The organism is Micromonospora sp. (genome assembly GCF_048594385.1).
Taxonomy (GTDB): domain Bacteria; phylum Actinomycetota; class Actinomycetes; order Mycobacteriales; family Micromonosporaceae; genus Micromonospora; species Micromonospora wenchangensis.
The window spans coordinates 1-10,446 of sequence record NZ_JBMDWU010000554.1; the positions used below are offsets into that span (position 1 = coordinate 1).

Annotated in this window: 10 protein-coding genes; 7 read left to right on the top strand and 3 right to left on the bottom strand. The window is 72.7% G+C overall.

Annotated elements, in window-relative coordinates:
* Positions 1-665, bottom strand: a 665-nt coding sequence (locus ACOJTC_RS29475; RefSeq protein ID WP_420119325.1) for a methylmalonyl-CoA mutase family protein, incomplete at its 3' end; no start/stop codon positions are given.
* A gap of 230 nt (positions 666-895) precedes the next feature.
* Here ACOJTC_RS29475 and ACOJTC_RS29480 point away from each other — a divergent pair.
* From ACOJTC_RS29480 to ACOJTC_RS29500, 5 genes are all read left to right on the top strand, one after another.
* Positions 896-3,052 carry a serine/threonine-protein kinase gene (locus ACOJTC_RS29480; RefSeq protein ID WP_420119330.1) on the top strand — a complete coding sequence of 719 codons (2,157 nt, stop codon included), beginning with the start codon at positions 896-898 and terminating at the stop codon, positions 3,050-3,052.
* A 91-nt stretch (positions 3,053-3,143) separates the two neighbouring features.
* Positions 3,144-4,820, top strand: coding sequence for a phospho-sugar mutase (locus ACOJTC_RS29485; protein ID WP_420119326.1), 1,677 nt, complete (start codon positions 3,144-3,146; stop codon positions 4,818-4,820).
* A 611-nt stretch (positions 4,821-5,431) separates the two neighbouring features.
* A complete protein-coding gene (locus ACOJTC_RS29490; protein ID WP_420119327.1) occupies positions 5,432-6,316 on the top strand; it encodes a helix-turn-helix domain-containing protein in 885 nt (294 codons plus the stop codon).
* Positions 6,309-6,512 (top strand): DUF397 domain-containing protein, encoded by a 204-nt coding sequence (locus ACOJTC_RS29495; RefSeq protein ID WP_357929077.1) that lies wholly within the window; start codon positions 6,309-6,311, stop codon positions 6,510-6,512. Before ACOJTC_RS29490 ends, ACOJTC_RS29495 begins: the two co-directional genes overlap by 8 nt.
* Before the next feature lie 48 nt (positions 6,513-6,560).
* Entirely contained in the window at positions 6,561-6,764 is a 204-nt protein-coding gene (locus ACOJTC_RS29500) for a DUF397 domain-containing protein (RefSeq protein ID WP_420119328.1), read from the top strand.
* A 105-nt stretch (positions 6,765-6,869) separates the two neighbouring features.
* On the opposite strand, the gene ACOJTC_RS29505 is transcribed toward ACOJTC_RS29500, so the two are convergent.
* Positions 6,870-7,553 carry a GOLPH3/VPS74 family protein gene (locus ACOJTC_RS29505; RefSeq protein ID WP_204927441.1) on the bottom strand — a complete coding sequence of 228 codons (684 nt, stop codon included), beginning with the start codon at positions 7,551-7,553 and terminating at the stop codon, positions 6,870-6,872.
* A gap of 192 nt (positions 7,554-7,745) precedes the next feature.
* Entirely contained in the window at positions 7,746-8,378 is a 633-nt protein-coding gene (gene upp, locus ACOJTC_RS29510; protein ID WP_088643926.1) for a uracil phosphoribosyltransferase, read from the bottom strand.
* Positions 8,379-8,528: 150 nt separating this feature from the next.
* Here upp and deoC point away from each other — a divergent pair, with 150 nt between their 5' ends.
* Positions 8,529-9,488, top strand: a complete 960-nt coding sequence (deoC, locus tag ACOJTC_RS29515) for a deoxyribose-phosphate aldolase (RefSeq protein WP_377682699.1) — start codon at positions 8,529-8,531, stop codon at positions 9,486-9,488.
* Positions 9,489-9,493: 5 nt separating this feature from the next.
* A partial coding sequence (locus ACOJTC_RS29520; RefSeq protein WP_420119329.1) for an aldehyde dehydrogenase family protein occupies positions 9,494-10,446 on the top strand: 953 nt, incomplete at its 3' end.

A 10,446-nucleotide genomic window follows, 5' to 3' on the forward strand; every position in this document is an offset into this window, starting at 1 on the left:
TGCGCGGGCGTCGCGCCGGCCTCCGCCATGTGGTAGCCGGAGATGGAGATGGTGTTCCACTTCGGCACCTCCTTGCGGCAGTACGCGAAGGTGTCGGCGACCAGCCGCAGCGACGGCTTCGGCGGGAAGATGTACGTCCCCCGGGCGATGTACTCCTTGAGGATGTCGTTCTGGATGGTGCCGTTGAGCGCCGAGCCGGACAGGCCGTTCTCCTCGGCGACGAGCTGGTAGAGCAGCAGCAGCACCGAGCCGGGCGCGTTGATGGTCATCGAGGTGGAGACCTTGTCCAGCGGGATGCCGTCGAAGAGCAGCCGCATGTCCTCGATGGAGTCGATCGCCACCCCGACCTTGCCCACCTCGCCGCTGGCGATGGCGTCGTCGGAGTCGTAGCCCATCTGGGTGGGCAGGTCGAAGGCGACCGACAGGCCCATCGTGCCGGCCTTCAGCAGCTGGTGGTAGCGCGCGTTGGACTCGGTGGCGGTGCCGAAGCCGGCGTACTGCCGCATCGTCCACGGCCGGGAGGTGTACATCGTGGGGTAGACCCCCCGGGCGTACGGGTAACGACCCGGCTCGCCCAGACGGGAGTCCAGCTCCGGGGGGAGGTCCGCAGCCGTGTACACACCCTTGATGGGGAACCCCGACTCGCTCGCCCGCGCTTCACTCATCCACGGATGGTAGGACGCGCGGCGGCATCGGTGGGGTGAGGGATGGCGCACATCTCGGTTCGGCATCGGTCGACGGGAGGTGAACGGCCAGGTACACACCGTTCGACCCGACGGTGGGTACGGTCGGATAGCACAAAGGTCCGCCGCGTCGGGTTTCGCATCGGGCGTCGGAACCAGCAAGATAGAGAGGTTGTGTCCCAGCCCCCTCGACTTTCCCGGTGGCTTTTCCTGTGACTCAGATCCCGACGTGGAGCGGCGGACCAGTGAGTCCCCCCAACGGACGTGCAGCACCCGGCACCACCATCGGCGGCCGGTACGAGTTGCGCTCCTCGGTGGGCAACGGCGGCATGGGCACGGTCTGGCGCGCGACAGACACCCTGCTGCGACGTGACGTGGCGGTCAAGGAGGTCGTCCTGCCGCCGGGGCTGGCCCCCAGCGACCGGGACGCGATGTACGAACGCACCCTGCGCGAGGCGCGCGCCGCCGCCGCGATCCAGCATCCGGCCGTGGTCCAGGTGTACGACGTGGTCACCGAGGGTGGCCGGCCGTGGATCGTGATGGAGCTGCTGGACGCCCGCAGCCTCGCCGACATGGTGATCGAGGACGGCCCGGTGGCCGGGCGCGCGGTCGCCAAGATCGGCATCGCGCTGCTCGGCGCGCTGGAGGTGGCGCACGCCAACGGGGTGCTGCACCGCGACGTCAAGCCGGCGAACGTGCTGATCTGCACCGACGGCCGCTGCGTGCTGACCGACTTCGGGGTGGCCCGGATGCCCACCGACGTCCAGCTCACCACCCCCGGGATGGTGCTCGGCTCGCCGCACTTCATCTCCCCCGAACGCGCCATGGGGCAGGATTTCGGCCCGCCCAGCGACCTGTTCTCGCTCGGCGTGACCCTCTACACGGCGGTCGAGGGGCGGCCCCCGTTCGACAAGGGCGACCCGATCGAGACGATGCACGCAGTGGTCGAGGACCCGCCGGCCACCCCGCAGCGCAGCGGCCCGCTGACCCGCGTGCTGATGGGCCTGCTGGAGAAGGACCCGGCCCGCCGGCTCGACGTGCACACCGCGCGGGCGATGCTGCGCGAACTCCTCGCCGGCCCGCTGACCAGCACGGCGACGGCGGTCAACTCGATCACCGACCCGTACTCGGTGGTGCCGGTGCAGCGCCCGTCGGGGCCGCCGGCCATCGCCGCGCCGCCGGCCGAGTCGAAGCCGAGCGGGCAGATCGGTGGCCGGGCGATGCTGGCCGCCGGTGAGTCGCTGACCGACCGGCTGGCGAAGCTGCGCCGGGGTGAACGCCCCGAGCCGGTGGCTACCTCCTCCGCCGGCGCCCTCGACGACACCAGCGCCGACGCGCTCGCCGGCCCGCTGCACACCCCGACCGGCGCGATGCCGCCGACCGGGCCCACCGCCGGTGCGTTGCCGACCGGCCCGATCGCCGGGACGTACGGCAGGACCGAGGCCACCCAGCGGATCACCCCGGACGCCACCCAGCGGATCACCCCGGGCACCCCGCCGGAGGCCACCCAGCGCATCGGTGGCGGCACCGCCGACGCCACCCAGCGGATCGGCACGGGCACCCCGGCCGGCCGGCCCGCCTACGGGGCGGCGGAGCCGACCCAGGCCATCTACGGCGGCGGCGGGAACGCCGAGCCGACCCAGGCGGTGTACGGCGGTCAGTGGTCCATCCCCGGCACCGGTCAGTCGTGGACGTCGCCGCCTCCGCCGCCGGGCGGGGAGGGCGGTGGCGCGCTCGGCCGGGCGAAGGGTGCCGGCGGTCGCCTGGTCGGCACGGTGAAGGGCTGGCCGCGCAAGCTCCAGCTCGCGGCGGCCGGCGGCCTGGCCGTGGTGCTGCTGATCGGCGCGGTGGCGCTGTTCAGCGGCGGCGACCCGGAGTCGACCCCACCCCCGCAGGCCGGCCCGAGCGCACCCGCCGGTGGGGGGTTCGAGACGCAGGCGCACGACGCCAAGGGCATCCGGGTGAACGTGCCGAAGGGGTGGGCGCGCAAGAGCGCCGGTGACTGGGTCGACTACATCGACCCGCAGGACGACACCCGCAAGGTCCGCATCCTGGTCGAGCGGGGCGGCAGTTCCTCGGTCCGCTGGGCCGAGGTGGCCGGCGACAACCTGCGTACCCGGTCCCGGTCCTGCGTGGAGCCCTACCAGCAGGTCGGGATCACCGAGAACACGCTGGCCGGTAAGCCGGCCGCCGAGCTGGAGTACACCTGCGGCAAGGGCGACACCAAGCGGCACGGCGTGTGGCGGGGTCTGGTGCACGAGGGCCGGATCTACTCGTTCTACCTCACCGCCAACGACGCCAGGTTCACCGAGAGCAAGCCGATCTTCGCCGAGTTGGTCAAGGCGTGCCAGCTCACCGGTTCCAGCTGAGCCGGTCCCCGGGCGGGCCGGTCCGGACCGCCCGGCGCGGGGCTCCGGGTCGACCGGGCCCGGCGAACCACCGCCGTGCTATCAAGGGGCAATGGCGGCGGAAACCACTGACCTCGACCGGATTCGCGACCAGGCTCGACGCTGGCTCGACGACGACCCCGACCCGGCCAGCCGGGACGAGCTGCGGGCCGTGCTCGACCGGCTGCCGGCCAGCGCGCCGGAGCTGGCCGACCGGTTCGCCGGCCCGCTGACCTTCGGCACGGCCGGGCTGCGCGGCCCGCTGCGCGCCGGGCCGAACGGCATGAACCTCGCGGTGGTCACCCGGGCGGCGGCCGGGCTGGTCGGCTGGCTCGCCACCGAGGGCGGCGAGGGCCCACTGGTCATCGGGTACGACGCCCGGCACGGTTCCCGGGAGTTCGCCGAGCGCACCGCCCGGGTCGCCACCGGTGCGGGCCGGCCGGCGCTGCTGCTGCCCCGGCCGCTGCCCACCCCCGTGCTGGCGTACGCGGTGCGCAAGCTCGGCGGGGTGGCCGGGGTGATGGTGACGGCCAGCCACAACCCGCCGCAGGACAACGGCTACAAGGTCTACCTGGGTGCCCAGCTCGGTGGAGCGCTCGGCGCGGGGGCACAGATCGTGCCGCCCGCCGACGCCGGTATCGAGGCGGCCATCCGGGCGGTCGGCCCGCTGGCGCAGGTGCCGTTGGGGCCGCCCGGCCAGGTGCTCGGCGACGACCTGGTCGCCGCGTACGTGGAGCGGGCCGTCGCGGTGATCACCCCGGGCGGGCCGCGTGACCTGCGGGTGGCGTACACCCCGTTGCACGGGGTGGGGGCGGCGGTGCTGACGGCGGCCTTCGCGCGGGCGGGTTTCCCGACCCCGGGGGTGGTGCCCGACCAGGCGGAACCGGATCCGGCCTTCCCCACCGTCAGTTTCCCCAACCCGGAGGAGCCCGGCGCGGTGGACCGGTTGGTGGCCCTCGCCCAGGCCACCGACGCCGACCTGGCGATCGCCAACGACCCGGACGCCGACCGCTGCGCGGTGGTGGTCCGCGAGCCGGCCGGCACCGGGACGGGATGGCGGATGTTGCGCGGGGACGAGGTGGGGGTGCTGCTCGCCGACCACCTGATGCGCCGCGGCGTCGACGGCCTGTACGCGACCACGATCGTGTCGTCGTCCCTGCTCCGGGCGATGTGCACGGCCCGGGGCCGGGCGTACGACGAGACGTTGACCGGGTTCAAGTGGATCGTCCGGGCCGGAAGCGGGACGCCGCCGCTGGCGTACGGCTACGAGGAGGCGCTCGGCTACTGCGTCGCCCCCGAGCACGTACGCGACAAGGATGGCATCACCGCCGCGCTGACCGTCGCCGAACTGGCCGCCGGGCTGAAGGCGCAGGGGCGCACCCTGACCGACCGGCTGGACGAGCTGGCCGCCGAGTTCGGCGTGCACCACACCGACCAGTTGTCGGTCCGGGTGGACGACCTGCGGATCATCGCCGACGCGATGGCCCGGGTCCGGGCGGCCACCCCGACCACGCTGCTCGGTGCGCCGGTCACCGGGGCGCAGGATCTGCTGCCCGACGCCGACGTGGTGATCCTGCGGACCGCCGCCGCCCGGGTGGTGATCCGTCCCTCGGGCACCGAGCCGAAGCTCAAGGCGTACCTGGAGGTGGTGGAGCCGGTCGCGGCCGGCGACGTGCCGGCGGCCCGGACCCGGGCGGCGGCGGCGCTCACCACGCTGCGCGCCGAGGTCGCCACCGCCCTCGGCATCTGACCCCGCCCCACCTGCCGCGTCTTCCGCCGGGCGTCCGGCGCGTGATCAACTCGATGTGGCCGATATGGCGGTATCCGAACGGGGTGGATACCGCAATGTCGGCGATATTGCGGCGGCCTCCCCCGCCGAATCGGCCGACCGGGATACTGCGCTTCCGGTCGGGATGCGGGCAACCTGCCGCACGATCAACTCGATGTGGCCGAAATAGCGGTATCCGAGCCTGGGGATGCCGCTATTTCGGCCACATGGCGCGACTCTCCCCGAATTCCGCACACGACCTGGGAGGGTTGTCGAACGGGGCGTCCCGGCCCGGCCCGCTGGCCGGGAAACGGCAGCCCTCTGTGGTCGGGCGGGCGTGCAGGTCCTCCGCGCGATCCCGCCGTGGGGTCGGTGGGCAGCCTGCCGAGGGCGGCGGGGTGTCGCGCTCGTGACCGGCCAGCCGGGACCCGACACCAATGTCGCCCTGGGTCACCCCTTGCACACCAAACGCTCGCGCGATTAGCATCGGCGCATTGCCCTCGCCATTTTCCTGACGTCACCGGTATGCGTTCTCTCCGATGTTGCATCGGCGGCGACCCGTTGTTTCATTCGGCACGGAAAGGTGTTGCACGGTGCGTGAAACAAACAGTTCGACCGTGCCGCGACGGCAGCTCGGCAGGCTGCTCACCCAATTGCGGGAGGACGCCCGGCTGAGCATCGAAGCAGCGGCCGGGGAGCTGGACTGCTCACGGCAGAAGCTATGGCGCATCGAGCGGGGTCTGACGTCGGCCAAGATGCCGGACGTCCGGGTGCTCTGCGAGCTTTATCGGGCCACCCCCGACCAGACGAGCGTGCTGCTGGGGCTGGCCGAGGTGAGCCGGGCCGAGGGGTGGTGGCACGCCCACGGGAGCGCCGTGCCGGCCTGGTTCTCGCTCTACGTCGGCCTGGAGAACGTCGCCAGCAGCATTCGCTACTACAACGCCGAGCTGGTGCCGGGGCTGTTGCAGACTCCCGGCTACGCCACCGCGCTCTTCCAGCACAACCGGCCCGAGCTGGGCGAGGAGGAACGAAGGAAGATCGTCAGCCTCCGCATTCAGCGGCAGGGGCTGCTGGCCCGGCGGCTCCCACCGGCCCCCGCGCTGACGGTGATCCTCAGCGAGGCGGTGCTGCGCCGCCCGGTGCCGGGCCGGTCGGTGATGGCCGACCAGCTCCGGCACCTGCTGGCCGTCGGCGAACGGCACAACATCACGATCCGGGTGCTGCCGCTGGCCGCCGGGCCGCCACTGGCGGCCGAGGCCGGCACCTTCGTGCTGCTCGACTTCCCGCCCTCGGCGCTCGGCAGCCCGAGCGAGCCGCCGACCGTCTACGTCGAGGGGCTCACCGGCGCGCTCTACCTCGACCAGCCGGCAGAGATCGCCGCCTACGAGCGGGTCTGGAAGGGGCTGGATTCCCTCGCCCTCGACGCGGGACAATCGACCGAGCTGATCGACGCGATCCGGGGAGAGTGCCATGAGTGACCTGACCGGCGCCCGCTGGCGCACCAGCACCCGCAGCGGCACCAACGGCGGCGAGTGCGTCGAGGTGGCCGACAACCTCCCCGGCATCATCGGCATCCGCGACAGCAAGGACCCGACCGGCCCGACCCTCACCGTCCCACCCGCCGCCTGGTCCGCCTTCGTCACCCACGTCAGGGCCCACCGGCTCACCCGCTGACGGCACGACAATCGACCGAGCCGATCGACGCGATCCGGGGAGAGTGCCATGACTGACCTGACCGGCGCCCGCTGGCGCACCAGCACCCGCAGCGGCACCAACGGCGGCGACTGTGTCGAGGTGGCCGACAACCTCCCCGGCATCATCGGCATCCGGGACAGCAAAGACCCGACCGGCCCGGCCCTCACCGTCCCAACCACCGCCTGGTCCGCCTTCGTCACCGACCTCAAGGCCCACCGGCTCACCCGCTGAGGACCGGCTCAGCCACTGAAAGCCGGTCCGCCCGCTGGAAGGCCAGCCCACACGTCGAGGACCGGCCCGTCCGCTGCGACCGCCCGCCCTCCGGGGGCGGCCGGGTCAGCCCACGGCGCGCTTGCCGAGCGCCTGGTCGACGGCCTGCCCGAGAGCGGTGACCACCAGGGCCACCGACGGGCGGACCACCGACTCCTCCAGGCTGATCGTGCCGGAGAACCCGGCTCCGCCCGCGATCTCCTCCAGCCGACGCCGGGCGTCCTGCGCGGCGCTGCCGGTCAGGCCGAGCGCCGGTTCCATCCGCAGCACCGCCACCAGGGTGGCCAGCGCCGCAGTCCGCTCGTCGGGAAGCTGCTCGCCGGCCAACGCCTCGGCCAGCCGCCGCCGGCTGTCCTGCTCCACCGACGGGTCGGTGGTCGGGTAGCGGTGCACCACGATGAAGTCCAGCTCGGTCTCCTCGACGTCGCGGACCACGCCCCGCTCGACGAGGTCGCCGAGGATGCGGTCACGCAGGCCGTGCCGCAGCCGCTGCACCCAGGAGGAGGGGCTGTGCGGGGTGTCGGCGGCCATCCGGCCCAGCACCCCGTCCAGGATCGGTTCGCCGACCGGCGTCGGGTCGGTCACCGCCAGGTTCCCATCGACGTACGCGATCCGGCCGGCAAGGGCCAGCTCGACCAGGACGGCGGCGGCCATCCCCAGGTCGAGGCTGATCCGGGGCATGGTCGCCTTGCCGGTCTCATCGTCATACGCGAGGAGCAACAACTCCTCCGCCAGCGCAACACCAGTCATGGCCCGAGACGGTAGCGCCTGAACGCACCCCGCGCTCACCGACTCGCTCGGGATGGGAGGCAACGCCCACGGCCGCTCCGACCGCTCCCCCGCGACCTGCCGGCCGCCCGCCTGCTCACGCCGGTCGCACCGACGGTGGGCAGGTGAGAAGCACCGGCGCTGGGCAGGTGAGAAGCACCGGCGGCGGGCCGGTCAGAAGCGGGGCATCCCGCCGAACTGGCGGTCCCCGGCGTCGCCGAGGCCCGGGACGATGAACATGTTGTCGTTCAGCCCCTCGTCGATCGACGCGGTGACCAGCCGCAACGGCAGCCCCGACCGCTCCAGACGGGCGATGCCGACCGGCGCGGCGAGCACGCAGAGCACCGTGATGTCGGTGCAGCCCCGGTCGGCGAGCAGCCGGCAGCAGTGCTCCAGCGAACCACCGGTGGCCAGCATCGGGTCGAGCACCAGCACCGGCAGGCCGGCCAGCTCCCGGGGCAGCGACTCCATGTACGCGCGCGGCTCGTACGTCTCCTCGTCGCGGGCCAGGCCGACGAAGCCCATCGACGACTCCGGCAGCAGCCCGAGCGCCGCGTCGGCCATCCCGAGGCCGGCCCGCAGCACCGGCACCAGCAGCGGCGGGTTCGCCAACCGGGTCCCCTCGGCACCGGTGACCGGGGTCTGCACCGGGTACTTCTCGACGGGGAAGGTGCGCGCGGCCTCGTACACCAGCATGGTGGTGAGTTCGTGCAGCGCGGCCCGGAACGACGACGAGTCGGTCCGGGCATCCCGCATGGCGGTCAGCCGGGACTGGGCGAGCGGGTGGTCAATGACGTGTACGTCCACGATCGCTCAACCTACCGGTCCCGGTCGGTCGGCAGTACGGGTGCGCGGCGGGCGGCGACGTCGCTCACCCCGGGCTCGGCGGGCCGGGCCGGTCACCCCGAGGGGTTGTGACCAGGATCACCCGACTCGCGGCTGCGTAGTATTCGGGGCATGACGGCGACAACGACGTCGGCCCGGTCGGACCTGTCCGAGCTGGGGCGATCCGAGACCGCGTTGCGGACCTTCCTGCACGGCCTGCCCGGGGTGGACCAGGTCGGCGCGGAGCAGCGGGCGGCACAGCTCGGCACCCGCTCGATCAAGACCACCGCGAAGGCGCAGGCGATCGACCTGGCCATCCGGATGGTCGACCTGACCACCCTGGAGGGGGCCGACACCCCCGGCAAGGTCCGCGCCCTGGCCGCCAAGGCGCTGCGGCCGGACCCGGCCGACCCGACCTGCCCGCACGTCGGCGCGGTCTGCGTCTATCCGGCGATGGTGCCGCACGTGGCCGAGGTGCTGCGCGGCAGCGCCGTGCACCTGGCCAGCGTGGCGACCGCGTTCCCGTCCGGGCAGGCCCCGCTGGACGTCAAGCTCGCCGACACCCGGTCGGCCGTCGCCGCCGGGGCCGACGAGATCGACATGGTGATCAACCGGGGCGCGTTCCTGGCCGGCCGCTACGCCGAGGTCTACGACGAGATCGTCGCCACCAAGGAGGCGTGCGGGGACGCCCACCTCAAGGTGATCCTGGAGACCGGCGAGCTGGCCACCTACGACAACGTCCGGCGGGCCTCCTGGCTGGCGATGCTGGCCGGCGGCGACTTCATCAAGACCTCCACCGGCAAGGTCCCGGTCGCCGCGACCCTGCCGGTGACCCTGGTGATGCTGGAGGCGGTCCGCGACTTCCGGGCCGCCACCGGGCGGCAGGTCGGCGTCAAACCGGCCGGCGGGATCAAGAACACCAAGGACGCGATCAAGTACCTGGTGATGGTCAACGAGACCGTCGGCGCCGACTGGCTGAGCCCGGACTGGTTCCGGTTCGGCGCGTCCAGCCTGCTCAACGACCTGCTCATGCAGCGCACCAAGCTGACGACCGGCACCTACTCCGGTCCCGACTACTTCACCCTGGACTGAGCATGATGTTCGAATACGCCCCTGCGCCCGAGTCGCGCGCGATCGTCGACATCAGGTCGTCCTACGGGCTGTTCATCGACGGCGAGTTCGTCGACGGCGAGACCCTCGACAAGACGGTCAACCCGGCCACCGAGGAGGTGCTCGCCGAGGTCACCTGGGCCGGCACCCGGGACGTCGACCGCGCGGTCCGCGCCGCCCGCAAGGCGTACGAGAAGGTATGGGGTCCGATGCCGGGCCGGGACCGGGCCAAGTACCTGTACCGGATCGCCCGGCTCGTCCAGGAACGCTCCCGCGAGCTGGCGGTGCTGGAGTCGCTGGACAACGGCAAGCCGATCCGGGAGTCCCGGGACGTCGACCTGCCGCTGGTCGCCGCGCACTTCTTCTACTACGCCGGCTGGGCCGACAAGCTGCCGTACGCCGGCTTCGGCGCGGACCCGCGACCGCTCGGGGTGGCCGCGCAGGTCATCCCGTGGAACTTCCCGCTGCTCATGCTCGCCTGGAAGGTCGCCCCGGCGCTCGCCGCCGGCAACACGGTGGTGCTCAAGCCCGCCGAGACCACCCCGCTGACCGCGCTGCTGTTCGCCGAGATCTGCCAGCAGGCCGACCTGCCGGCCGGCGTGGTCAACATCGTCACCGGCGCGGGCGACACCGGCCGGGCGCTGGTGGAGCACCCGGGCGTGGACAAGGTCGCCTTCACCGGCTCCACCGAGGTGGGCAAGGCGATCGCCCGGTCGGTGGCCGGCACCGGCAAGAAGGTCACCCTGGAGCTGGGCGGCAAGGCCGCCAACATCGTCTACGACGACGCGCCGGTCGACCAGGCCGTCGAGGGGATCGTCAACGGCATCTTCTTCAACCAGGGCCACGTCTGCTGCGCCGGTTCCCGGCTGCTGGTCCAGGAGAACGTCGCCGAGCAGGTGCTCGACGCGCTCAAGCGGCGGATGGCGCTGCTGCGGGTCGG

Coding starts and splice junctions, on each gene's coding strand:
- ACOJTC_RS29485 (WP_420119326.1), top strand. CDS start 3,144: ATGGCGGCGGAAACCACTGACCTCGACCGGATTCGCGACCAGGCTCGA.
- ACOJTC_RS29500 (WP_420119328.1), top strand. CDS start 6,561: ATGACTGACCTGACCGGCGCCCGCTGGCGCACCAGCACCCGCAGCGGC.
- deoC (WP_377682699.1), top strand. CDS start 8,529: ATGACGGCGACAACGACGTCGGCCCGGTCGGACCTGTCCGAGCTGGGG.
- ACOJTC_RS29505 (WP_204927441.1), bottom strand. CDS start 7,553: ATGACTGGTGTTGCGCTGGCGGAGGAGTTGTTGCTCCTCGCGTATGAC.
- ACOJTC_RS29495 (WP_357929077.1), top strand. CDS start 6,309: ATGAGTGACCTGACCGGCGCCCGCTGGCGCACCAGCACCCGCAGCGGC.